We start from the raw sequence: 23,061 nt of genomic DNA, 5'->3' as shown, positions 1-23,061 counted from the left end.
TTGAGAGGTATTTTTAAAGCAGTATCCATAAATAGTCAAAGTCAGTGTCTTTTTTTCCATCCCAATCAAAGTCATCTAATAGGCAAGATAACAACGATTGAATTTGGCTTTGAAAAAATGGAGGTTGCTTGCAAACAGTTAAATACATTGAAAGAAAATGAAATTGGATTATCCAAGACGGTTATAGACAAACTGCAGCTTCTATTAGAGGCTGAATATGAACTTTCCATTGAAAACAATAAAATCATTATAGGGCCGTTTATTGGCCTGTTAATTGCAAACTATCAATCTGAACTTAGAGAAAAACTAAAAAAGATTAAGTTTAACATTCAACAATATCCTTTAGTTAATGGAGTTATAGCAGCATTTTCGCTGGAAGGTATGGATGAAAAAAACAAAATAATAAATGGCCTTATTTTCAACCCAATTTCAAGAAGCTGGGAAAATAGAACTTTTCCTTTTCCTTCAGTAATCATTAAGAGAGTGTCCTTGTCCATAAAAAAGCAAAATGAATTAAAAAAACTGTATGGTCCCCGTTTTTTCAATTCAGGTTCTATTCATAAATGGAAAATGTATCAATTGCTCAGTTTAAATAAAAATTTGCTCCCCCATCTGCCAAAAACATATCTATATAAAGAACCAGAAGATATTCTCCACTATTTAAAAAGCTTTCATACAGTTTATGTCAAGCCAAAATCAGGATTAAAGGGCGCGGGTGTTGAAAAGTTTATATCCACGCCTGAGAAATATTGTGTTAAATTTCGAAGCGATAAGGAAAATAAGACAATTGATTTCTCTTCTGAAACCGAACTGCTGAATTATGTAAGAAGTAAATTTAAAAGCGGGAAGTATGTCATACAGCAAGAAATTGATTTAGAAATTGAAAAAAATTGCCTCATTGATTTTCGGATTGTTCTGATAAAAAATCAGGATGGACAATGGGAGGATGTTGGCATGGTTGGCAGAAAAGGAGTGGAAGGCAGTGTTGTGAGCAATCGTTCAAGCGGAGGAAAAGTAGAACGAGGAGAAACGCTGCTTTTAAATTCTTTTAATCTAACCACAGCCGAGATGCTTAGTTATCGGAAGCAAATGTCCGAAATTGCCATTCATGCTGTCAAAGAATTGGACAAATATGAAAGCATATATAAGTATGGAGTAGATATCGGCATGGACCGAAAGCATCACATTTGGCTCATTGAAATAAATAATAGTTCTCCGAATGACAGTATTTTTTCACATATTGGAGATGATGATACGGTTTCTAAAATAAAAGACTCATGGCTGCATTATGCAAAATATTTAGCTGGGTTTCCCAAGGAAGAAAAAAATCATGGTTCTAGGGGCTCTAAATAAAATGGAAAAGACTATTGGAATTCTTGGTGGAATGGGCCCCCTTGCCACATTAGATTTATTTGAGAAGATCATTTCAAATACCCCTGCTAATATTGACCAAGATCATTGCCGAATCCTCATTAATAATAATCCTAAAATCCCTTCAAGAACAGAAGCTTTTAATAAAGGAGCGGAAAATCCGTTACCAGAATTAATCCGATCAGCATTAGTTTTAGAGCATGCGGGGGCTGACTTCATTATTATAGCCTGTAATACAGCCCATATCTGGTTAGATGAACTTAAAAGAAACGTTAACATTCCAGTTTATAGTATGATCGACAATACTGTTCAACATCTAATGGAGAGTAAATTAGATATAAATGGAAAGGTACTGCTCTTTGCCACTGAATCAACCATTCAGCATCATTTATATCAACAAGCATTTAAAGGCAGCCCTTATACGATTGTTATCCCTAATGAAGAAGAACAGAAGTTAGTAAACGGGTCCATTAAAGAGGTGAAAAAAGGCAATATAAAGACAAACCCTTATTTAGATGGTTTAAATCAACTCATACAAACATACCAATCAAAGGGCACTTCAGCGATAATTGGGGGCTGTACGGAAATCCCCCTTCTTTTCCCACACTTTAACACAGATATGAAGCTGATAGACCCAACCCTACTGTTAGCCAAGCTAGCCATCCAAAAAGCTATGAATAAAGATAACTAAAGGACAGGGGGACAGGCACCTTGTCCCCCTTTTCCCCCATTCATCATACACATTGCATTTATCTATTAAGTGTTTGTTTTGAACTCACATAGCCCATTTCCAATTCGGTCTTTGTTTTCCGTGAGGCTTTATTATTAATAAGATAGATACTAAATAGAATGAATACCATTCCCGCCAGTAAAGTGGCTGTAAAAGGCTCGCCTAACATCAATGTTCCAATAATGACGCTGATCATCGGAACTAAAAAAGTATAAGAGCCAACCTTGCTTGCTTCACCAGTATTCATTAGCTTTAGATATACGGCTGTCGCCAGAGTTACTCCGAAGATTGCTCCATACAGCAAACTCCATATAAATGGCTGGTTCCATTCGATCGCATGCATATCTTCAGTAACCAATCCCGCTCCCAAAATAAACATGCCGCCAATAATATTTTGAATGGCTACCAGCCATAATCCGTGAACCAGGGTACTAGTTTTCTTCACATAAACAACACCGACGGCCCAGCCAAAACTGCTAGTAAGGGCAAGAACAATTCCAAGCAATGAAATATTTCCCGATATGCCCTCAAAACTTACAACAACCACACCAAGAAATCCAATTACTATACCAAGAACCTTCTTTACTGATAGGGATTCCTTAAGCCATGCCCAAGCCAGAAACACCACAAGGACTGGCTGAAGATAAACAATCACACTAAATAGCCCGGAAGGCAGATACTGTAATCCAAGCATTTGAACTCCACTAAAAATGACGATATTAAAAAGGGCTGAGATAAAGTAAATAGGCCATGTCTTTCGCCATTGAATTTTCCGCCATTGGGGAATGAGGATAAGCGATAGGAAAATCCCCCCTATCATTCCTCGCAATCCTGCGTAAAGAAGCGGCGGAGAATAGTAAAGGGACACTTTATAAACTGGCCAAATAGATCCCCAAATAATAATAACAAAGGCAATTCCGAGTGCAGCCTTTGGTTTAGATAGCTTCTCCATCTCATTATGTCCCCTTTATAAAAATGTGTTTTCCTATATATCAAGTGTGAATATTTTGTATACTCCTCATTTTATCACTTTCCTTTTCCCTATGTTTGAAATCCTTCAGGCAAAAAACAAAAAATCCGGCTTAACGTGAACACCTCACTTTAAGCCGGATTTCATTTTACTTTTTCACAGGCAATTCAAATGTCACAGTTTTCTCTTTAAACAGCTCTTTGGCATCACTGTCTTTAAGCGGACCGACAACAAGATCAAACTTGTTATAGATACCGAACTCGTCTTTTCTAAATAAGAAAACAGTCAGGAACTCATCTTTGTCTCCAGGATTGGATACACCGCTGTAATTTGGTTCAAGCATGCCTTGATTGAACATTGTCCCGCGATTGTCATCGATAATCAATTTCCTGTCCACAAAGAATTTATCAAACGGCGTTTTGCTTCCATTTTCAACGGTTAGCTTCAAAGTCAAAGCGACTACTCCGGTATCACCAAAATCGGTAAAACTATCCTTATAAGCAGCCGTCGGAGTTACATCCGCATATTGTAACCCGTTTAAAGTGATCTTTACACCGTCAATTTCCTTCGTTTCATTGATATCCATTTTTTCAAAAAACACTTTTTTATCTGCGATATTGTCTGTTACTAATTTATCTTGGTATAACTGCGATGAGACAGCAGCTTTTTCAGCGCCCTCATCATTAAAAGGTATTTTGAATATTGCTTCCTCTCCTAATTTTTGCGATACATTATTATTAAGGAATAATGCATCAATTTTCAATGTTGGAGAGCTTAACTTTTCAAATTGAGCTTTGGTCATCGAATGAGCGTTCATCCCAGTAAAACTTTTCCCTTTAGAGTATTGAGAAAAGTCCTCGCTGCTGTCATCCTTTAGCCATTGATTGCGGTCAACAAGATGCTGCCTAGGGATGATGTAATCCGCTCCATCATCTGACAATAATGAAACTCCTCCTGCATAATACACATCTTCATTTGATTTGTTATCCAATGTCATTTTATATGTAAGGATGTAACCCTCATCTTCGCCGTCAAAATTTGACTTACTCGATTCATTCATATTTGATACATGCACAATTTGATATTCATCGATCTGAATGGTTACGTCATCGCTGTACGCATGTTTCAATTCAGGTTCTTTATTTGTATAAACCACTTCTACATCTGCATTTAAATCCTCTGCAATATACGGATTCAATATTGTTCCATCGTCTTTTTGTGCTTTATCTTTTTGTTCCGTACCCGCTTCAGCCGCTTCGTTATTATCTGCCTTCTCCTCAGCAGCAGCTGGCTTTGCCGCTTCTTTGTCGTCTGTCTCGCTTCCGCATGCTCCTAGCAATAGCGCAGCCAAAACAGGCCCAAATACCGCCAACTTCTTTAATTTCATCCCCGTTTCCCCTTTTACTATATATTTACAAATGTATCATAGCATTTACAAATTCATTTGGGGTTATTTTGGGAAAAATTGGAGCTAAAGACCTAAAAGGCCACCTATTCACCAATAGTCCATTAGGCATAGCTGTTTCTTCAGGGAAGCATACCATCAGCAAATCAAACTTCTTTTATAAATGATCCCATGGCTTGGCAATAGAAAGTTTTGATACAAGTTCTTTATTCTGTTGCCTTTTTAACTTTCGAATTCTCTCGCGTTCCTTACCGGTTTCAAACAAATACTTTTCTTCATCGGACTCCGGAATGACAGGCGGTACTTCAACCGGCCTTTTATTTTCATCAAGAGGAACAAAGGTTAAAAAGGCAGTTGCTGCAATTCTTCTGTGTCCAGTTACAAGATCTTCTGCAATAACCTTACAAAAAATCTCCATTGACTTTTTTCCGGTATAGCAGACAAATGCCTCAATACAGACCGAATCACTTACCCGGATTGGATCCACGAAATTGACTGAGTCTGTTGAAGCTGTAACACACTGCTCTACCCTTGTGTGCCTTCTTGCGGATAGCGTTGCACAGGCATCCATCTTTTTCATGAGAACTCCGCCGAATAATGTATGGTAATTGTTCAAGTCATTAAGGAGGACTTGATCGGTGTGAACAATTCGCGTTTCATTAACTCTGTTTGCTTCCATCTCTTATCCCCTTTAATCCAATATATAATAGCCAGGCAATAGTAATTTGCCCAAAACAAATCTTATAATAACGGTATGGCTATTCCTTTATTATCCACCATTCAAAGTGCAAATCTGATAAAATATAAAAGATGATAAAGAATAGTTTGAATTTTCGCGGGTGATAGGATGAAAATTTCAATTGAAGAAATAAGCAAAGAACTGGCAGAAGAAATCCTCATTAGGTGTCATGAAGTAGATGATGAAATAAATGAAATCCTAAACAAGCTAAAAACTGAAAATATCATTGTGCTCGGCTATAAGAATGATAAATTTCACCGTATTAGCCTTAGGGATATTTATTATTTCGAGGCAGTGGACGGAAAAGTATTTACTTACTGCAGGGACAATGTTTTTGAAGTAAAACAAAAGCTGTATGAGTTAGAGGAAATTTGCAAAGGAAAAAACTGTTTTCGTGCATCCAAATCAACGATATTAAATCTAACCAAAATTTCTTCCGTTTATCCGTCCATAAGCGGCCGGTTCGAAGCGGTGCTTGATAACGGGGAACGTGCTGTTATATCCAGGCAGTATGTGCCTGTGCTTAAAAATATGCTTGGATTATAAACGGAGGGATAGGCATGCCACTATCTGGATTTATACAAAAGGCTATTAAAGATTTCTTGATTATCTTTGCCCTCATCATGATTGTCATCACCTTTTTAAGGCAAATTTATTATCCCGATATGGCCTTCGATTTGAAGTCAATTTATATCATTATGGGCTTTTCATTTTTAAGTACATTAACAGGGTTTATATTATATTCTCCCAATAATATAAGTGATAAGAACATGCGCATAAGAATGGTCATTCATTTTATCACTTTGGAGTTTATATTAATTGCCATTGCCAGCGTTTTTGCTATTGTGGACAGTGTGTTTGATGTTATCATTTTGGCACTGCAAATTGCCGTGATCTACACCCTAGTTCGGCTCCTATCATGGCAAATTGATAAAAAAGAGGCTCAAAAAATGAATGAAAAATTAAAGGCATTTAAAAATGACGTTATATGAGAAAGCAATAAAATTATCTCTATAGATTTTGAAAGCGGCGAGCCTTAGAGAGCTCACTGCTTTTTTTTGCATCTTATTTGCTCAAAACGGCAACTTACTGTTTTTCTATATACACTTTTCCCGCCATTTTTTATGATGAATTTATAAAAATGAGACGAAAGAGAAGGTGCCGCTGCTATGTGGATTTTATTGATGATGCTGGTTTTGGAGATTGCTTTTGCCGTCTACTGTATCGTAACGAAACAGAACCACAAAAAATTTAAAAATTGGATTAGGATTGCTCTATTTACGGCATTTGTCATTCTTACACTTTTATCGGTGATTGTTTGGAGCTTCCGCTGGATTATGTTTGCTTGCCTGCTTTTTATATTGGCGGTTTTCGGAACGGTTTCACTTATCCGCAACAAAACAAATACCAAGCAATACAAAACATCTAAAGTTTTGTGGAAATCGGCCTTGGCCATATTGGCAACCGTATTTGCCCTTACACCTGCCATTATTTTTCCGCAGCATAAAGCACCTAAAGCTACAGGTGAATATAAAGTCACAACTGCTGCTTACACCTATATTGACAAAAGCCGCAGTGAGGAATTTACTGATACGGGGAAAAACAGATTTGTTAACGTAGAATTCTGGTATCCCAAACAGGCAGATGAATCATTTCCGCTTCTGGTGTTTTCACATGGAGCATACGGAATAAAGGCGAGCAATACCTCAGCTTATACAGAGCTTGCCAGCCACGGGTATGTAGTCGTTTCAATTGATCATCCCTATCACTCCTTTTATACTGCATCAGATGATGGAACAATGGCTTTGATCAATGCGGATTATAACCGTGAAATCAGCAATCTTAATAAAGAAGGCATTTACACGAAAGAAGAAATGTATGGTCTTATTCAAAAATGGATGAAGCTGCGAACAGATGATATGAATTTTGTCATCGATACGATACTTGAGAAAGCCAAGAGTGACAATACCCCCGTTTACAAGCTTATTAATACAGAGAAAATTGGTGTATTCGGGCACTCAATGGGCGGCGCAGCCAGTGTTTGGCTTGAAAGAGAACGTGATGATATAGGTGCGGTTGTAAATATTGATGCTCCTTTCTTTAGTGAGCTTGACTATAAGAAAGAGATGAATGATTTTGTGGCAAAAAGCGTGCCCTTTACAACCCCGCTTCTCAACATTTATTCTGACGATGTTTGGGATCAGCTCAACAGCAACTCTACTTATACAGCGAATAAACTCAATAATGAACCATTCAAAGATGCCTATACGGTCCATTTTAAAGGTGCAAAACATCTTAGCTTAACCGATTTGCCGCTCTTCTCCCCTATACTTGCAAACATTCTGCAAGGCGGAAAAGCCGACATTGACAAATATTATTGCATCGAGACTGAAAATAAGCTCATTCTTCAATTTTTCGACTATGAATTAAAGGGCATTGGGCCATTCACTCCCAAAGACACTTATTGAAGAATCAATGGCTGAAATATATAAATAAGCTTGTATATTTCAGCCTTTTCCTTAAAGCTGCCGGTTGGAGAAAAAACCTCCGAAAAGAACACCCTAAGGCTGATTCAAGGATAGATAATTTGAAACTTCTATGAGATTTTGATCAGGGTCTCTGAAATAGAGGGAAATGATGGGACCTAGTGCCCCAGTCCTCGTAACGGGCCCTTCCTCGATTTCTATATTTTCATTTCTAAGCTTCACGATGCAGTCTTCTATTGGCGTTTCTGTAATGAAGCATAAATCTGCAGATCCTGGTGTTGGAAATGCAGACTTTGGCTCAAATTCCTTTCCATACTCATGCAAATTGATTTTTTGCGTCCCGAATGTTAATGCCTTTCTTCCGCCGCCGAATTCTTCTACTTTCATATTTAGGACTCTAGCATAAAACAGGCAGGTTATTTCGATATTTTTCACTGTAAGAACGAGGTGATCCAATCGTGATATATTCAATTTCAAGCTCTCCTCATAACAATGTTATTCCGTCTCTCTTAAAAAAAAGATGTAATCGGTAGAAATACTTTTCTCGCCTAATTGATGGAGGATAGCGGACACATTTCCGCGGTGATAAGTCCCATGGTTGATAAGATGCCTCAAAATCTCCTCAATCTTGTTTTGAAATGGCTTGCCTTTCGAATTTTGATAGTAAACCATCCCCCCTTTAGTTCTAATTTCCATCAGCTGTTGAAAGTTTCTTTCGAAGCACTGAACGGCTATAAGTGGCGTCTCAAACTTAATCCCTTGGCTTATGTCATTAGTTCCCAGCATCCTCTGTATCCACAGCTGATCGACATTGTATATATGTTCAAAAACTGCTGAAAGAGACGGAAAAACGCTTTTTACATTTTTAATAAACACTTCGCTATCCAGATGGCTAATTTGTTTCAAAAGCCGGACATTCGCCCAGTGATGATACCGCAGTTCATTTTCAGGAATCATACCTAAAACCCCCAATTAATCGAGAAATATGAGAATAAATTATCTGGACTTTAAAAAGGAAAAGGCCTATCCTTTTTCAAGATCAAGCCGTGTATATGGAAGATTTGCTTGTTTAAACGATGGGAATTTTTCTATGCTCCGATATGGCATATACGGTGGTATTTCCACATTAACTCTTGATAGCGGCACCTCCACCACCTTGCCAATATCTGCTCTATAGGGTGGCATCATTCGATTGACTCTTGCCAGCTCTTCCAATGTTAATCGATTTTCATCCGCAACATGCAAAAGGGTGACGGATGAGCTGATTTGGTATCGCTTCCTAAGTGTTTCAATTCGGCAGGAAGCATGCTTAAAGGTCGGCTGCTTGGATAGAGGGTCTGTAAAATCAGCGGTTAGCTCATTGGCCGCTTCATTGTTTTCCCATGTACCGAAGTGAAACGGGACAAACACCACACCCTTTTTGATCGTATCCACAATTCTAGCAGGAACCTTAATGCTCCCTCTTGGTGAAGAAACCTTGACAACCTCTCCCGGAATCAGCCCCAAATTTTGAGCATCTTCAATATTTATTTCTGCATACCCTTGAGGAGCGACCATTTGAAGATAGGGTGATCTCCCGGTTTTCGTCCTGCTATGCCAATGCCACACAAGACGGCCTGTCGTTAACCAAAACGGAAATTCCCCGCTAGGGTGCTCCGCCGGCGGAACATAGTGGGTAGCATACATGATGGCCCTGCCATTGGCGTGAAGATCTTCAAACTCTTCCCTTGTCCTTGGCCTTCCTGTAAATAGCACTTTCCCATAACTTTGCGCATCATCTGGGGTTGTATGAAATTTTAAATCCGTATACAACCTTGGGGTTCCCAGAGGATGCTCCTCATTGACGGGCCATCTGAGGCCATTGTATTTCATTAATTTTTCGTAGGTAATGCCGGACATATCACTCGGTCTCCCTTTAGAGACCCGTTTCCACTCTTCAAAACATTGTTCTGGAGTATTATATGAAATCAGCGGGTTGCCTTCCTTATCCCTGAAGTCCATTCGCTTTGCGAACTCAAGCAGGATTTCAAAGTCAGACAGAACTCCATTTGGCGGGTCCACAGCCTTGGTTAACAGATTAATCGTCCTGTCCGTATTTTCCATTGTCCCTTCTTTTTCTCCCCAAATAGCGACAGGCAGCACGAGATCGGCCACTTCTGTCGTCTCGGTCAAGAATGCATCCTGTACAACTACAAAGGTTTTCTCAAAGGCCTTCTTTGCACGCTTTCGATTAGGAAGGGAAACCATGGGATTCGTATTAATATTCCAAAAGAGCCCTATCTTTTCCTGCTCCATTAAATAAATAATTTCCTCAATGCCCTTCTCTGGCCCTACTTCGAGCTGCTTCTCTTCCACATTCCACAAATGGGCGATTTCTTCAATATGTTTAGGATTATCTGGGTTCCGGTTTCCTGGGTAGGTACCTACCCCTCCTACCGTTCGATTGGAAGAAGAACTTGGCTGGCCAGCCATATGGAAGGGACCGCTTCCCGGTTTGCCTATAAGCCCTCTCATCAAATGCAAATTGTTAATCGCCACACACGAACTTGTAGCGTCAACACTTTGGTAGGCACCTTGAAGAGTGGTACATACTAGAGAAGGTGTCCTTCCAAGCACTTCAGCTGCCCTCTTGATCTGTTCCACCGGCACCCCTGTTACCTGAGAAGTAAGCTCAGGCGTCCATAGCTCAACTGATCTTTTCACCTCATCAAAATGAATTGTATAATTTTGCATAAATTCGTGGTCAAGAGAGCCATTTCTTATCACAAGGTGAATAATTCCATTTAACAAAGCTAAATTGGTACCGGGATTTAACTGTAAAAATAAATCTGCCTCCTTTGCGGTCAAAGTTTTCCTTACATCTACAACAATCATGAACGGATAGCCGGTCTCACGTTTTCGCTTCATGATTCTTTCAAACAGGACTGTTCCAGTTTCGGCTGGGTTATGTCCAAAGAGCATTAGCGTATCGGTCAAATCGACATCTTCCATGGAAGCAGGAACGCCATCAGCACCGAAGGACTGAAGAAGAGCCCATTCAGTTGTAGCCGTACACAGTCTAGTATTGGCATCTAATAGATGAGAGCCGATTCCTGCTCTCCCGATCTTCGCAATCGTGTAATAGGTTTCAATCGTGGACTGGCCGGTGGAATAAATCGCCACCCCATTCCCCCCGTGGCGCTCTAAGGCCTCCTTTGTTTTTTGAACTAGCACGTTAAGTGCCTCTTCCCATGAGGCTGGCTCAAGCGTACCGTCTTTGCGGATTAATGGCGTAAGCAGCCGATCTGGACTGTTATTCGCGTACCATTGATTTTCTCCTTTTGGGCCTAATCTTCCTCTATTAATAGGGTGTTCGGCATTTCCCTTAATCCCTACAATTTTATTATTCTTAACAGCTATATAGCATCCGCAGCCGATAGAACAAATATTGCAGGTGCTATAGGCCCATTTATCAACTTCCCCTTGGGAATACACATTCATATCCACTCTGGATTCATTGTTCCATGACATATTTACGCATCATTCCTTTCCTTGCCCCTGAATAATGGAGGGATAATATATCGGGTTTCATACTTTCCAAAAATGCTCTGAACGTCCGGAACCATACTTGTTAACTCTTCCTTTAAAGACTGATAAAGCTGCCTTCTTCTGACTATTTCTTGCAGTTGGGGGCTATCCATCCACCTAGCTGCCCGAACCCAGCTGCGTATTAAAGGGTCAGCCGCTTCATCATCTCGATATAGAATGGAAAGATATTGTTTAAGATCTTCTTTATTCTGATCTTCTTTTTCAAGGAGATGGCTGATATGCTTGACTGTCCAGTCCATCTCCAGCAGGAGGGGAGTTAGTCTAAATCCGATAGGGTTTTTGCTGGCAGGAGATTCTTCTGTGAGGACCTTTAAAATCTGTGTTATACGTGCTATATGCTGATTCATGATGTTTTCACCGCCTTATTAAGGATAAAAGCGCCATTTCTCAACATATATATGTCCATAATTAGGGAAAATACCGTATTCGTCATTTGGTTATTGACAAACCAAGCAGTCGTCCTCTACTGTATAAATATCAAAAAAAATACTTGCGAAAGACTGCTGTGGGAGAGACCGTGTGTATAGACGGCGCCGAAGGGGAAAATCTTTTAAAAAAGATGAATCTCTCAGGCAAAAGGACCACAATGGGACGCATCTCTGGAGAGCGCTTCAAGCCACCCAAGGGGTAGACCTTCCAACAATAGGTTATAAACTCTCAGGTACAAGGACAGAGGAGACATACAGGTTTCTCTGTCCTTTGTTATGGACTTATTGATTGGAGGGTTTATTATGGTTTGGGATGTATTGAACGTGATTGGGACCATTGCCTTTGCGATAAGCGGAGCCATTACTGCGATGAAAGTAAAGTATGATATCATCGGTATTTATATTCTAGGATTAATTACTGCCTTTGGCGGAGGGGCTATTAGGAACCTGCTGACTGGGATTCCAATTAGCCAATTATGGCAGCAGACTACTCTATTTATTATTGCGCTTATTACCATTACGATTGTATTTCTTTTACCAGACGATGCCGTTCATCGATTGAATGAATGGAATCTTTTTGACGCTATCGGACTCTCTGCCTTTTCTGTTCAAGGCGGGCTGCAAGCACATATGATGAATCTGCCACTACTGGCTACTATGTTTTCTGCTGCAATTACCGGAGCAGGAGGAGGCATTATTCGCGATGTATTGGCTAACCAGAAACCAATGGTATTTCGCAAGGATATATATATTTTTTGGGGAATAATTGCTGGATTTATCATCGGTATGGGATGGGCAGAGGATAGCTATCTATTATATGCTATTTTTGTTATGATCTTAATCTTACGTGTTGCTTCACATCGGTTTGGCTGGTGCTTGCCGGCTAGAAAGATTAATAAATTACAAGGGAACTAGATACCTGCAGTTGCACTCCAGTTTGGTCTTTGTATCTAAAACATCAAAAGAATGAATAAAGCTGCATGATTTACTTTAGTGCAGCTTTTTTAATACGCTGTTTTACATATCCCCCACATCGTCCCCATTTATTATTTTCCAATATTTTAAAAATGCTAACTTTCATAAAATCATCTTGCTTTTCCATTATTATTTTAATAGAATAGTTATATCAAAATACTTTACTATGCTAAATAAATAAAGCACTAAAGCTATATTAGGGGGATTCAGCCTTGAAAAAAGCATTATCATTACTATTTATTGCTGCACTTGCTTTAATGGTTGCGGCTTGCGGCACACAGCCTAACCTGCCTGACACATCGAAAAACACACAGAAAAAAAATTCATCTGCCAGTAATACACTTGCTGAAATTAAAGAAAAAGGTGAAATTACCATTGGTTTAGATGATACACTTCCGCCAATGGAATACCGTAATGAAAAAAATGAGTTAGTCGGTTTTGATATTGATTTTGCTAATGCACTTTCAAAGGAACTTGGGGTGAAAGTCAAATTCGTCCCATCCGCATGGGATGGAATTATTCCCGGCTTAGATGCGAAACGTTTTGACATCATTCTCTCTTCCATGAATGTAACGGATGAAAGAAAGAAAAAAGTCGATTTCGTGGAATACTTTGGCGTTGGACAAGTGTTAACTGTTAAAGCCGGCAATCCTTTAAATATTAAAACAATTGATGACTTAAAAGGAAAAAATGTGGGTGTCCAATTGGGCTCAACCGGTGAAACAGCAGTAAAATCCATTGACGGGATTAAAGAAGTAAAAAAATATGATTTGACTACAGATGTATTTAATGACATGGGACTTGGGCGTGTAGATGCTGGAGTTGTTGGCGAAATGATTGGCCGATATTATATGACGACAAAACCCGGGGTATTTGAAGTAGCAGGCGAGGCATTCAATGTTCAGCCTATGGGAATTGCCGTTCGAAAAGGTGATACCGAGCTTAGGGAATCCTTGCAAGAGGCTGTCGAAACGCTTGAAAGTAATGGAACATTAAGTGACATCAGCCAAAAATGGTTTGGTTCAGATATTACAAAACAATAATACAGACAGATATAGGATAAATCGTTGATCCGATTTATCCGTTTTTACTTTTAAAAGGAGAGGTTTAAACAATGAGCGAATTTTTGTCCTTTACGGCAACCTATTTGCCTTACCTTTTACAAGGGGCATTAGTCACAATTGAAATCGCCGTAATTAGTGTGATTTTTGGAAGTATCATAGGAATCTTTGTCGGACTTGGCCGGGTTTCATCGAACCCCCTTCTATCACAGCTGAGCCGCTTTTATATTTGGGTCATTCGCGGCACTCCCCTATTACTGCAATTATTTGTAATTCACTTTGCTATTCCATCTGTATTCAGTTCCCTAACGTTGCCGCCGTTTGTATCAGCCTGCATTGCATTATCACTTAATGCTGCTGCTTATATTGCGGAAATTGCAAGGGGAGCGATACAGTCCATTGATAAAGGACAAATGGAAGCAGCCAGATCACTTGGATTAAGTTCAAGCCAAGCCATGAGACGTGTCATCATTCCTCAGGCGTTCCGCCGAATGCTGCCGCCTCTAGGAAATGAATTTATAGCTTTAATAAAAGAGTCCTCCCTCGTATCAACCATTGCTTTATATGATTTGCTTCGGACAGGTCAACAAATCATCAGCAGCACGTATTTATATATGGAAGTTTTTCTATTGGTTGGTTTAATCTACTTATTCTTAACGACTATTATGTCTTATATTGTAGGGAAAATTGAGAAAAAAGTTGGTGCTTACGAATGATTTCATGTAAAAATATCGTAAAGAAATTTAATAATTTAGAAGTTTTAAAGGGCATAGATTTAGATGTTGCTCCTGGTGAAGTCGTAGTTATTATTGGACCCAGCGGCTCAGGTAAAAGCACGTTTCTGCGCTGCATGAATCATTTAGAAACAGCTGATCTCGGTACAATCACGATTAATGGTAGAATAGTAGAGTCAAAAGAATCTTCATTAAATAAACTTCGCCAAGAAATCGGCATGGTTTTTCAGCAATTTAATTTATTCCCCCATATGACTGTGTTGGAAAATATTAACGAAGCACCTGTTTTATTGAAAAAAATGACTAAAGATCAGGCAAAGAAAAAAGGTCTGGAGCTTCTAAAAAAAGTAGGACTGGAAGAAAAGGCGCACGAGTATCCTAACCGTTTATCCGGCGGACAAAAGCAGCGGGTGGCGATTGCCAGGGCGTTAGCTATGGAGCCAAAAATTATGCTGTTCGATGAGCCTACCTCTGCTCTTGACCCTGAATTGGTTGGAGAAGTACTCAATGTTATGAAACAACTAGCTAAGGAAGGAATGACCATGGTCATTGTTACACACGAAATGGGGTTTGCCAAAGAAGTGGCCGATCGCGTTATCTTTATGGATGGAGGCTTTATTATTGAGCAAGGGCCACCCAAAACAATCTTCGAAGCACCCCAGCATGAAAGAACAAAAGAATTTTTAGGACATTTAAAATAGGAGAAGATCCGCTATGAATAATGTATTTAATAAAGAACTTGCCGCAATACTTGATGAAAAAATAGATCTGCTGTTTCCAAAGCTAATAGAAATCCGCAGAGAGCTTCATATGAATCCCGAGCTTAGCAGTCAGGAATTTGAAACAACCAAACGCATAAATGGCTGGTTAAAAGAATTTGGAATTGCTCAAATCCCAGCCAATTTAATAACAGGAACCGCTGGTGAAGTAACTGGAAAAGGACAGGGACCAACGATTGCTTTACGGGCTGATATAGATGCACTGCCAATTCAAGAAGCATCTACCCTCCCATTCCGTTCTAAAATAGATGGGGTCAGTCATATGTGCGGCCATGATGTCCACACAACGATTACTTTAGGAGCAGGAATCATCTTACAAGAACTAAGTGATAGGCTGCCTGGGAATGTCCGCCTTTTATTCCAACCGGCAGAAGAAACTGAAGGCGGAGCCGTTTCTATGATTGAACAGGGGTTATTAGAAGGAGTCCAATCAATTATCGGTCTGCATAACTCGCCTGATATTCCTACGGGAACAATGGGGATAAAAGAGGGATCCTTCATGGCCAGCTGTGATGATTTTATCCTTACCATAAAGGGAAAAGGCGGACATGCTGCTTTGCCGGAAAACACAATTGATCCAATTATGATCGGCAGTGCCGTTGTCAGCCAGCTCCAAACAATTGTGAGCCGCACCGTATCTGCCAAGGAATCTGCCGTTGTCAGCATCGGCTCCTTCCAAGCAGGAGCCACCAATAACGTCATCCCTGATAAGGCAATTTTGAAAGGAACCGTCAGAACTTCTAATGAAGAAGTCAGACAAAAAATCTACCAGGTATTCAAAAAGATGGTTACCAATACAGTAACAGGGTTCGGCGGAGAGGTTGAAATTGATTATCAATTTTTAATTCCAGCCGTTGTCAATGATGCAAGAATCACAGAAATCGTTCGCTCTGCAGCTGTATCCATTGTGGGAGAGGAAAATACGATTCTCTCGGATTCAACGATGGGCGGAGATGACTTTTCCTACTACCAAAAGAAAGTACCGGGATGCTATGTATGGCTAGGCTCAGGAAATGAAGAAAAAGGAATCATCCACGGCTTGCACCACCCTGAATTTATGGTCGATGAAGAAGCCATTAAAATCGGTATAAAATGGATGGTTCAATCTGCCTTTCATTTATTACAGGAGCACAGAGACTTAACAAAGAACTAATAATAAACTGCGCAAAAATGAAAAGAAGCTTCCAACTTATATGGTTGTTAGCTTCTTATTTCTTTTTATTCGTCTTCTCTTTTTTTGAAATCAGCTATTTCATTTTCCTCGCCAAATTCAGTACCATAATTAAGTTTGCCATAGTCTTGCCTATTATTAACTTCTGCTCTAGAATCCGTCTCTTCCCATTGCTTAAATAATAGGGTCAAACAGACTAAACCGCTTAGCCCAACAAGACTGTAGATGACTCTTGATAAAAAGGCGTCTTGTCCGCCAAATAAAGCTGCTACTAAATCAAAATTAAAGAATCCGATTAATCCCCAATTAATTGCCCCAATGATCACCAATGTTAAGGCAATTCTTTGCAGTGTCCTCATGAAAGCTGCCTCCTTTAAATTAGATTCCTCAAAAATACAATTCTTTACTCTTCGGTCAAACTGGCTACCTTTAAGTACTAAAATTGCATTTTTATTTTTTGTTTCAAATGAGGATTTCATACATTAAAATTGGGAATTTCATTTTGATTGACTGCACCTATTTCAGGCTTAAGAAAAAGCCCTGTAATGTTACTTACAGGGCTACTCTTATTGTCTTAATTATTCAGCTGTTCAAGCTTTTGTTTGGATGGAGTTTCATATTTGACATGTCCTTTTATATCGGTGATGTTGCGGCTTCCGCCCACGCCAAATTGACCCGAATGCAGATCATCCTTAGAATAGACACGATAGGTTTCACCTGGTTTTAACGTGCGGACAAAAGTAAGTTTGCCATTTTCATCACGTTCCCAAAGATTGATAGGCTTTTCAATTTTAATGCGGCCGATTTGACCCTTCTTCATTAATAATCCGTCCCAATAGACTTTTTTTCCTGGTTTTGGTTCTTTATTTGGTTTTTCATTATTAATAGGTTTTTTTTCAGGCATGTTTGTTAAAGAAGGCAGTCCAGAAATATAACCAATACCGCCTGTTTTATTAATACCAATCTGTTCGTCAACTGCTTTTAGTAATTCATCCTTATTAACAGCTGTAATTGACTTACCTTCTACTTCATCACCAGGATGCTGGAAATTACTAAAAATGTATGAGAATCCATTGCGATCATCAGCAGCAAATAATCCAGTTGCTTCTGCACCTGCTGGAACAGATAAGACACGATCTAATTCTTTCGTATCAACATTATAAGCCCAAACGTAGTTATTTGTGTGTGCCCCACTATCTTCACCAATAAAGAGTGTTCTCATTGATTCAGAATAGCTTAGGTTATCAGGATTGGCTACTTTATCTACATTTGCAGTGTTACCAAATGAATCAGCTTCTTTTAAATCTTCACCAACGACTAATCCGGACATGGATGGTGCTACATAAGAGCTGTTAATAGGCTTTCCTTCGCTATCCTTTTGAGCACCTTGCAAATCTAATTGATAAGTTACACCAGCTTTAATTTTTGGTAATTGAATATGGTCTGCTGGATCTTTTCCTGTTGAATCTTTTTCCATGGCTTTACTTTGATCGGAAATAGCAATATATACTTTACTATCCTTTTCGTTTAGTGTTATCCCTTCCATTTTGTTAAATTCAGTTGTCGCACCAAGCATTGCTGCGTAACGGCGTGTTTCAAGGAAGGCTGCTGCTTTTTCTTTGCCAGGTTTAAGTTTTAAATACTCAACTTTTCCTTCATTTGAGTATGTTTTAATAGCTGTAAAACCTTCTTTAGGCGCGTCTGAAGCTTCAAAAATATCATTGAATTGAATGCCGCTATCAATAATTTTTTTCACTTCTTTATCCGTTGCATGTCCTAAATTAATCCACTGCAAATCTCCTGAACCACCGTTTTCAGTTCCAGTTTGTTTAAATGCAGCAGCATATAATGTACCTGCTGATAAATCTTTTTCTTTGTCAGCCACGTACATAAACATTCCTGTATTACCACCATCATCGCCGTAAAATACAGTTTTGTTATCAGGCATTACTTTAGCTAGCTCATGAGAGAAACGTCCTGTACTGTAATGTTTTACAACTGATGTTTTTCCATTCTTATTTACTGTAATTTCTGGAGTGTAGCCATAGAAATAAGGATTAGCTTTTGCTTTATCTCCAAAATAGAATTGAGCAAATGTTTCAACTTGGCTTCTGACTTTTGAAGTTGTATCTAAGAAAAGACGTGCATCTGGTTCGTACTCTTCAGAACCTAAATGTGTATTCCATGGAGATAATGATCCGTTACATGGGATCCAAAGTCCATCCACTGCTGAAAAATCAATCTTTTCAACTTTTACAGGTTCCAGTTCACCTGTTTTTTTGTCCTGTTTCAATTCTGTCAAAGACATAGATGCAGGAACTAAACCATATGCTGATTTACCAGCAGCATCAATGGTTTGGTATTCATAATGTGTAATCATATAAAGTTTTCCATTAATAGGAAGCATTAAGCTGTTTGAATCTGGAGCATCTGAAACGAAGTATTTTCCTTCTGTACTGCTTGGATCCTTAATTGGATTTCCTTTTACATCAATAGGTGTCCCTGCAGGGATTTTTTCCCCTTTTACAGTTGCTACCTTATCTTCCGATTTAAAAAGGTAATTGTAGGACAACGGAAAGGTTTTTACTTCTCCATTGCTATATTTCACATCAACTGTTGCAGTTGTATACGTCTTTACCATTTCTTCAATAGTAGATGGTGCATTCATTCCATTAAATTTAACAGCTTCTATTTTTATATCTTCCTGGGCATACACTGCTGCTGGTGATAATGCTGGAACTGTAATCGCTAGAGCAAGTGCTAAAGCAGCTCCTTTTTTCACAAATTTGTTATTAATCATCAAATAATCCCCCTAATAGATTCCTTTACTTTAATTCTATTAAACTATTTGAATGTTAATTTAATGTTGTTTTTTTTTTAATGTTTGTAAACAATGAAACCCAGCCCTCTGTGAAGGCTGGGTTAATTACAGAAGTTAAACCTAATAAACTTACAAGGCTCATTAAAGATACATTTTTAGTGATATTATGTTTTGAACTTCCTTTTATTTCTCCGACAAATAATCCTGGCTATATCCCTTCCATCTTTAACTGCAATGGTGACGCCACCCCCAGGGGTCGTCCATTGACCAATGTGAAACACATTTTCTAATCCTTCAATTTGCTTTTTAAGTTTTGTCGTCACATTATCTGGAGTTAGCAGCCATCCTTCAAATGCTCCTTTCCAAACGGAGGTAAAATGGAAAAAGGTTTTAGGAGTAGCTACATCAACACAAGTAAGTCTTCCTTTTAGTGTTGGAAAGTGGCATTCAATAGCTTCAAGAACTTCAGCAGCTATTTCATCTTTCTTTTCATTGTATAATGTTGAATCATGATAGAGGTCATTCCAGAATTCCCAATTTGAAAATAAGTTGACCTGAATGACTGCACCTTTTTTCTTATTTAAAGTTGGATCATAATTATGATTTCTAAGTTTTATTCTGTTAATCTTTTCCCCTCCAACATCGATCACTTTTTTTAAGGGAAAACTAATCACATCCGGAATTTCCTCTAACTGATCATTTGAACCATACGATACTATAATTAATGGTTTGAAGGGTTTATTATGTTTATATAAATCCTTAATTTGACTGCTCATATACTCATTATCCAAAAGTTTTGTATACGTAATATATCCATCAGCAGCAGAAATAACAAGATCCGTTTCGATCTCATTCCCTTTAACCACTATACTTGTTGCCCTGCCATTCTGAGTTATAATTCGATCAACAGGCATGTTCAAATGAAGTTTTCCGCCCATTGATTGATATCGTTGGGCTAATCTTTTTGCCAAAGCTAATGACCCACCCTGAGGGATTCCGCTATTTCCAATAAAAAAATTGTTTAATGTGGTAAATAAAGCGATTGCAGCAAAATCATCTATTCCCATAACTTCTTGGATAATTTCAGCCAGGTATTTCGAATTAAATGATTTTGTCAACTCTCCTATAGTTATCTTAGAGTATTTTGAAAAAACTTTAAGGGATGATCCTAATTGGACTGCATTTTTTACTTTATCAAATATCGTTGCAATATCATCAGGTTTTTCAAAAAATATGTTTGCTTTACTTAATGCTTTCAATGAGTTCTCAAGATCTCTAATAAAAGAGGCATCCTCTGGACTAATAACATGCAATTGATTAATAAACTGCTTTAGATCGTTTGTAATTTCAAATATTTCTCCATTAGATAGCTCTACGGTTAAGAAAACATCCTTTTGAATAATTGGGATATCTTCTAGAACTCCTAACTCATCCCACATTTTTGAATAGCCTGTTCCCTTTTTGGTACCCATTAGCCAGTGAATGCAGCCGTCAATATAATATCCATTTTTATACCAACCCGTACAGACCCCACCTGGTATATAGTGCTTTTCATATATTTCAGATTCATAGCCATTCATCTGCAAATAAATCCCTGCGGATAGCCCAGATACTCCTGCACCAATAATTGTGATCATGCTTTCCCCATTTCTCCATAATCATTAACTAATAAAATACTTAGTTAAAATTGGATGTAAAATTCAAAATTATAGGATTATTATATTATAAATTACCCATTAATTAGAATACAAAGGGGAATTTTTGTTTACTCTGAGTCCAAATACTGCAGCTTAATAAGGACTTATTCTACTTATGAATTTTACGAATTAATAAATGAAGATTAGCATAATGATTTAAAAACCAATGGGAGTTGATTGCTTGAGCGTATTCATTCCTGAAAAATTATCTGTGGAATACAAGGGGGGTATTACCGCTACAGATCCTGTCATACCAAGACGTTACACATTAACTCATTCTGATTTAACAGGTGATTTATTTTTAACAATTGGAACTCATTATGCCTGGGATAAAATCAATACCATGAGAGATGAAGTATTGGGTGAATGGAAAGCAAATGGAAATTCCTTATATTATTATGTTTATTTACATGTTGATCAAGGAGAATATAGCCAAAATATGTCAAAAAAACGCAATGAAATATTTAGACGGGAATTACCGCTTGCGTTAACAGCTATTCGATACGGGGATAGGCTTTTATTTGACAGATACCCGCGTCTTGATCAAACTCCAATCATAATTAACTTTATGTCCATCTATCCTCAGTTTGCTAGACAAGAAAATTGGGGGACTTTCTACAGTTTTTCCATATAGCAACTAAACAGTTTTATGAACTAGAAAGTAAGTTTGTCTCCCCAAATCCCAAAATTAAAGGTGAAAATTAAATACAGTAGTTTATAAAAAGTGCTTATCTTGCCATCCTCACTGCTGCTTCTTCAATTGTTGGAACCTTCAATTGCCCGTTGAATCGCATAAATAGCTCCCGTATGCATTCCTTCATGGTGTAAACTAAACGTTAGAATTTCTCCGATTGTTTCCATCTTAAAACCAAGCCGTACAAAGGGTTTTTTTACCTTTTCATGCAGACGGTTACCGAGAGTTTCCTTAATGTAGGCAGTTTGCCTTTTTAATTCATAGGATAAGGTTTGCAGCGTTGGAGGTTCTATTTGCCATTCACTTGGTTTCGTCCGATTGCCAAATAGAGTGTTAAATTCTGGAGACAGTTGCTGCGGCAGTCCCGCAAAGTTCGCAGCAAGCTGATCCTGAACGATTAAAATATGACCAACGTTCCAACGGATCGTATTGTTAAATCCCTTAGGCATAATATCAGCCACATCTTCTGTAATAGATTCCACCTTTTGAAGTGTAATAGCTCGAACCACTTCCACTTGTCTTAGCACCATATCGTTTGTCATAATACATCTCCCCTAATCTTCAAATTCCTCTTTCATCCATTAATTGTTTTATAGATGTGTAATTAATCATGTAATTCAAGGTCAAATCAAAAAAACACCCTGCTCTGCGACAAAAGCAAAACAGGGCCTTACTATTAATGCAAGCGATCTATTGCTTGATAGTCTTTCATATATGGACCATTATCTGCTACAGCTGAATGATACAGCGCTTTAATGGCTAAATTTTTCTCTAAGCCCATTTCGACTTTTATCCTCTTTAGTTCATCATGCAATTCACGATGCTCATTTATTAATTTTGTCATGATTGTTTTACTATATTTCATCTTGTCACATCCCTAAAGCATTAATTTCAAACCGCATTTATTTATGATACGGTTCACCTCTGTTGATACGAAACGCTCGATAAATTTGCTCCACTAATATAAGCCGCATCAATTGGTGCGGGAAGGTCATCTTAGAAAAGCTTAGTTTTTCGTCTGCCCGTTTTAAGACTTCTTCACTTAAACCTAGGGATCCGCCGATGACAAAGGCGACCTTGCTTTTCCCATAAGTAGCAAGCTTATCAAGGCCGTCTGCCAGTTCCTCGGATGATTTCATTTTTCCTTCGATTGCTAAGGCAATAACGTGGGCGTCTGTACTAATCTTGGCTAAAATCTTTTCGCCTTCCTTTTGCTTGACCTGAAGCATCTCCGTTTCGCTCAATTCTTCCGGTGCTTTTTCATCTGGAACCTCTATGATATCCATTTTTGCATAGGCAGATAATCTTTTTAGATATTCATCTATTCCCATTTTTAAATATTTTTCTTTAAGTTTTCCTACTGTAATAATTGAGATATTCACAAGTAATCCTCACTTTACGAACAAGATATC

Annotated in this window: 24 protein-coding genes and 2 riboswitches; of the genes, 11 read left to right on the top strand and 13 right to left on the bottom strand. The window is 38.4% G+C overall.

What is annotated here, in order from left to right; translation table 11 throughout:
- Together AC1Q59_RS14095 and cuyB are read left to right on the top strand one after the other, a co-directional pair.
- Positions 1-1,353, top strand: a complete 1,353-nt coding sequence (locus AC1Q59_RS14095; RefSeq protein ID WP_492366481.1) for a YheC/YheD family endospore coat-associated protein — start codon at positions 1-3, stop codon at positions 1,351-1,353.
- A 1-nt stretch (position 1,354) separates the two neighbouring features.
- Entirely contained in the window at positions 1,355-2,062 is a 708-nt protein-coding gene (cuyB, locus tag AC1Q59_RS14090) for a cysteate racemase (RefSeq protein ID WP_492366480.1), read from the top strand.
- Between the two features lie 58 nt (positions 2,063-2,120).
- On the opposite strand, the gene AC1Q59_RS14085 is transcribed toward cuyB, so the two are convergent.
- The 3 genes from AC1Q59_RS14085 to AC1Q59_RS14075 all read right to left on the bottom strand — a co-directional run bounded on the left by AC1Q59_RS14085 (position 2,121) and on the right by AC1Q59_RS14075 (position 5,155).
- Positions 2,121-3,053 carry a DMT family transporter gene (locus tag AC1Q59_RS14085; RefSeq protein ID WP_492366479.1) on the bottom strand — a complete coding sequence of 311 codons (933 nt, stop codon included), beginning with the start codon at positions 3,051-3,053 and terminating at the stop codon, positions 2,121-2,123.
- A gap of 166 nt (positions 3,054-3,219) precedes the next feature.
- A complete protein-coding gene (locus AC1Q59_RS14080; RefSeq protein ID WP_492366478.1) occupies positions 3,220-4,458 on the bottom strand; it encodes a DUF5068 domain-containing protein in 1,239 nt (412 codons plus the stop codon).
- 175 nt (positions 4,459-4,633) lie between these two features.
- Positions 4,634-5,155, bottom strand: a complete 522-nt coding sequence (locus AC1Q59_RS14075) for an acyl-CoA thioesterase (protein WP_492366477.1) — start codon at positions 5,153-5,155, stop codon at positions 4,634-4,636.
- Between the two features lie 168 nt (positions 5,156-5,323).
- Here AC1Q59_RS14075 and AC1Q59_RS14070 point away from each other — a divergent pair, with 168 nt between their 5' ends.
- From AC1Q59_RS14070 to AC1Q59_RS14060, 3 genes are all read left to right on the top strand, one after another.
- Positions 5,324-5,761 carry a LytTR family DNA-binding domain-containing protein gene (locus AC1Q59_RS14070; protein ID WP_492366476.1) on the top strand — a complete coding sequence of 146 codons (438 nt, stop codon included), beginning with the start codon at positions 5,324-5,326 and terminating at the stop codon, positions 5,759-5,761.
- A gap of 14 nt (positions 5,762-5,775) precedes the next feature.
- Positions 5,776-6,207 (top strand): hypothetical protein, encoded by a 432-nt coding sequence (locus AC1Q59_RS14065; RefSeq protein WP_492366475.1) that lies wholly within the window; start codon positions 5,776-5,778, stop codon positions 6,205-6,207.
- Between the two features lie 177 nt (positions 6,208-6,384).
- Positions 6,385-7,683 (top strand): alpha/beta hydrolase family protein, encoded by a 1,299-nt coding sequence (locus AC1Q59_RS14060; RefSeq protein WP_492366474.1) that lies wholly within the window; start codon positions 6,385-6,387, stop codon positions 7,681-7,683.
- A gap of 93 nt (positions 7,684-7,776) precedes the next feature.
- Here AC1Q59_RS14060 and AC1Q59_RS14055 read toward each other — a convergent pair whose 3' ends face one another.
- The 4 genes from AC1Q59_RS14055 to AC1Q59_RS14040 all read right to left on the bottom strand — a co-directional run bounded on the left by AC1Q59_RS14055 (position 7,777) and on the right by AC1Q59_RS14040 (position 11,636).
- Complete coding sequence (locus tag AC1Q59_RS14055; RefSeq protein ID WP_492366473.1) at positions 7,777-8,172, bottom strand: VOC family protein; 396 nt, start codon at positions 8,170-8,172, stop codon at positions 7,777-7,779.
- Between the two features lie 24 nt (positions 8,173-8,196).
- Positions 8,197-8,658 carry a DinB family protein gene (locus AC1Q59_RS14050; protein ID WP_492366472.1) on the bottom strand — a complete coding sequence of 154 codons (462 nt, stop codon included), beginning with the start codon at positions 8,656-8,658 and terminating at the stop codon, positions 8,197-8,199.
- 66 nt (positions 8,659-8,724) lie between these two features.
- Positions 8,725-11,211 (bottom strand): molybdopterin oxidoreductase family protein, encoded by a 2,487-nt coding sequence (locus tag AC1Q59_RS14045; RefSeq protein WP_492366471.1) that lies wholly within the window; start codon positions 11,209-11,211, stop codon positions 8,725-8,727.
- A 2-nt stretch (positions 11,212-11,213) separates the two neighbouring features.
- A complete protein-coding gene (locus AC1Q59_RS14040; protein WP_492366470.1) occupies positions 11,214-11,636 on the bottom strand; it encodes a hypothetical protein in 423 nt (140 codons plus the stop codon).
- A gap of 149 nt (positions 11,637-11,785) precedes the next feature.
- Positions 11,786-11,883, top strand: a riboswitch (glycine riboswitch).
- A riboswitch (glycine riboswitch) is annotated at positions 11,884-11,972 on the top strand.
- Between the two features lie 48 nt (positions 11,973-12,020).
- Here AC1Q59_RS14040 and AC1Q59_RS14035 point away from each other — a divergent pair.
- From AC1Q59_RS14035 to AC1Q59_RS14015, 5 genes are all read left to right on the top strand, one after another.
- Positions 12,021-12,632 carry a trimeric intracellular cation channel family protein gene (locus AC1Q59_RS14035; RefSeq protein WP_492366469.1) on the top strand — a complete coding sequence of 204 codons (612 nt, stop codon included), beginning with the start codon at positions 12,021-12,023 and terminating at the stop codon, positions 12,630-12,632.
- Between the two features lie 272 nt (positions 12,633-12,904).
- Positions 12,905-13,735, top strand: coding sequence for a transporter substrate-binding domain-containing protein (locus AC1Q59_RS14030; RefSeq protein ID WP_492366468.1), 831 nt, complete (start codon positions 12,905-12,907; stop codon positions 13,733-13,735).
- Positions 13,736-13,806: 71 nt separating this feature from the next.
- Entirely contained in the window at positions 13,807-14,469 is a 663-nt protein-coding gene (locus AC1Q59_RS14025; protein WP_492366467.1) for an amino acid ABC transporter permease, read from the top strand.
- Complete coding sequence (locus AC1Q59_RS14020) at positions 14,466-15,188, top strand: amino acid ABC transporter ATP-binding protein (protein ID WP_492366466.1); 723 nt, start codon at positions 14,466-14,468, stop codon at positions 15,186-15,188. Before AC1Q59_RS14025 ends, AC1Q59_RS14020 begins: the two co-directional genes overlap by 4 nt.
- 13 nt (positions 15,189-15,201) lie before the next feature.
- Complete coding sequence (locus AC1Q59_RS14015; RefSeq protein ID WP_492366465.1) at positions 15,202-16,419, top strand: M20 metallopeptidase family protein; 1,218 nt, start codon at positions 15,202-15,204, stop codon at positions 16,417-16,419.
- Positions 16,420-16,484: 65 nt separating this feature from the next.
- Here the strand turns inward: AC1Q59_RS14015 and AC1Q59_RS14010 are convergent, their stop codons facing one another.
- The 3 genes from AC1Q59_RS14010 to AC1Q59_RS14000 form a co-directional block, all read right to left on the bottom strand.
- Positions 16,485-16,796: a DUF378 domain-containing protein gene (locus AC1Q59_RS14010; protein ID WP_492366464.1), complete on the bottom strand. Its 312-nt coding sequence runs from the start codon at positions 16,794-16,796 to the stop codon at positions 16,485-16,487.
- Between the two features lie 215 nt (positions 16,797-17,011).
- On the bottom strand, positions 17,012-19,237 hold the full coding sequence (locus tag AC1Q59_RS14005; RefSeq protein ID WP_492366463.1) for a PhoX family protein: 2,226 nt from the start codon (positions 19,235-19,237) through the stop codon (positions 17,012-17,014).
- A gap of 185 nt (positions 19,238-19,422) precedes the next feature.
- The gene (locus tag AC1Q59_RS14000; RefSeq protein WP_492366462.1) at positions 19,423-20,895 is read right to left on the bottom strand and encodes a phytoene desaturase family protein; all 1,473 of its coding nucleotides are present in this window, start codon (positions 20,893-20,895) and stop codon (positions 19,423-19,425) included.
- 241 nt (positions 20,896-21,136) lie between these two features.
- Between AC1Q59_RS14000 and AC1Q59_RS13995 the strand changes: the two genes are divergently transcribed.
- Positions 21,137-21,589 carry a staygreen family protein gene (locus AC1Q59_RS13995; protein ID WP_492366461.1) on the top strand — a complete coding sequence of 151 codons (453 nt, stop codon included), beginning with the start codon at positions 21,137-21,139 and terminating at the stop codon, positions 21,587-21,589.
- Positions 21,590-21,711: 122 nt separating this feature from the next.
- On the opposite strand, the gene AC1Q59_RS13990 is transcribed toward AC1Q59_RS13995, so the two are convergent.
- The 3 genes from AC1Q59_RS13990 to rlmH all read right to left on the bottom strand — a co-directional run bounded on the left by AC1Q59_RS13990 (position 21,712) and on the right by rlmH (position 23,031).
- Positions 21,712-22,191: a DinB family protein gene (locus tag AC1Q59_RS13990; RefSeq protein ID WP_492366460.1), complete on the bottom strand. Its 480-nt coding sequence runs from the start codon at positions 22,189-22,191 to the stop codon at positions 21,712-21,714.
- Between the two features lie 134 nt (positions 22,192-22,325).
- Positions 22,326-22,514 carry a hypothetical protein gene (locus tag AC1Q59_RS13985; protein ID WP_492366459.1) on the bottom strand — a complete coding sequence of 63 codons (189 nt, stop codon included), beginning with the start codon at positions 22,512-22,514 and terminating at the stop codon, positions 22,326-22,328.
- Positions 22,515-22,551: 37 nt separating this feature from the next.
- Positions 22,552-23,031, bottom strand: a complete 480-nt coding sequence (rlmH, locus tag AC1Q59_RS13980; RefSeq protein WP_492366458.1) for a 23S rRNA (pseudouridine(1915)-N(3))-methyltransferase RlmH — start codon at positions 23,029-23,031, stop codon at positions 22,552-22,554.
- Between the last annotated feature and the right edge of the window lie 30 nt (positions 23,032-23,061).

The sequence above is a fragment of the Cytobacillus sp. MT66 genome (genome assembly GCF_058792595.1).
Note: the sequence above shows the minus strand (reverse complement) of the source record. Positions and strands in the feature narration are given on the sequence as shown.

What these genes read in the sequence shown, in the direction of transcription:
- cuyB (WP_492366480.1), top strand. Translation starts at nt 1,355, where the DNA reads ATGGAAAAGACTATTGGAATTCTTGGTGGAATGGGCCCCCTTGCCACA.
- AC1Q59_RS14085 (WP_492366479.1), bottom strand. Translation starts at nt 3,053, where the DNA reads ATGGAGAAGCTATCTAAACCAAAGGCTGCACTCGGAATTGCCTTTGTT.
- AC1Q59_RS14080 (WP_492366478.1), bottom strand. Translation starts at nt 4,458, where the DNA reads ATGAAATTAAAGAAGTTGGCGGTATTTGGGCCTGTTTTGGCTGCGCTA.
- AC1Q59_RS14075 (WP_492366477.1), bottom strand. Translation starts at nt 5,155, where the DNA reads ATGGAAGCAAACAGAGTTAATGAAACGCGAATTGTTCACACCGATCAA.
- AC1Q59_RS14070 (WP_492366476.1), top strand. Translation starts at nt 5,324, where the DNA reads ATGAAAATTTCAATTGAAGAAATAAGCAAAGAACTGGCAGAAGAAATC.
- AC1Q59_RS14065 (WP_492366475.1), top strand. Translation starts at nt 5,776, where the DNA reads ATGCCACTATCTGGATTTATACAAAAGGCTATTAAAGATTTCTTGATT.
- AC1Q59_RS14060 (WP_492366474.1), top strand. Translation starts at nt 6,385, where the DNA reads ATGTGGATTTTATTGATGATGCTGGTTTTGGAGATTGCTTTTGCCGTC.
- AC1Q59_RS14050 (WP_492366472.1), bottom strand. Translation starts at nt 8,658, where the DNA reads ATGATTCCTGAAAATGAACTGCGGTATCATCACTGGGCGAATGTCCGG.
- AC1Q59_RS14045 (WP_492366471.1), bottom strand. Translation starts at nt 11,211, where the DNA reads ATGTCATGGAACAATGAATCCAGAGTGGATATGAATGTGTATTCCCAA.
- AC1Q59_RS14040 (WP_492366470.1), bottom strand. Translation starts at nt 11,636, where the DNA reads ATGAATCAGCATATAGCACGTATAACACAGATTTTAAAGGTCCTCACA.
- AC1Q59_RS14035 (WP_492366469.1), top strand. Translation starts at nt 12,021, where the DNA reads ATGGTTTGGGATGTATTGAACGTGATTGGGACCATTGCCTTTGCGATA.
- AC1Q59_RS14025 (WP_492366467.1), top strand. Translation starts at nt 13,807, where the DNA reads ATGAGCGAATTTTTGTCCTTTACGGCAACCTATTTGCCTTACCTTTTA.
- AC1Q59_RS14020 (WP_492366466.1), top strand. Translation starts at nt 14,466, where the DNA reads ATGATTTCATGTAAAAATATCGTAAAGAAATTTAATAATTTAGAAGTT.
- AC1Q59_RS14015 (WP_492366465.1), top strand. Translation starts at nt 15,202, where the DNA reads ATGAATAATGTATTTAATAAAGAACTTGCCGCAATACTTGATGAAAAA.
- AC1Q59_RS14010 (WP_492366464.1), bottom strand. Translation starts at nt 16,796, where the DNA reads ATGAGGACACTGCAAAGAATTGCCTTAACATTGGTGATCATTGGGGCA.
- AC1Q59_RS14005 (WP_492366463.1), bottom strand. Translation starts at nt 19,237, where the DNA reads ATGATTAATAACAAATTTGTGAAAAAAGGAGCTGCTTTAGCACTTGCT.
- AC1Q59_RS14000 (WP_492366462.1), bottom strand. Translation starts at nt 20,895, where the DNA reads ATGATCACAATTATTGGTGCAGGAGTATCTGGGCTATCCGCAGGGATT.
- AC1Q59_RS13990 (WP_492366460.1), bottom strand. Translation starts at nt 22,191, where the DNA reads ATGACAAACGATATGGTGCTAAGACAAGTGGAAGTGGTTCGAGCTATT.
- AC1Q59_RS13985 (WP_492366459.1), bottom strand. Translation starts at nt 22,514, where the DNA reads ATGAAATATAGTAAAACAATCATGACAAAATTAATAAATGAGCATCGT.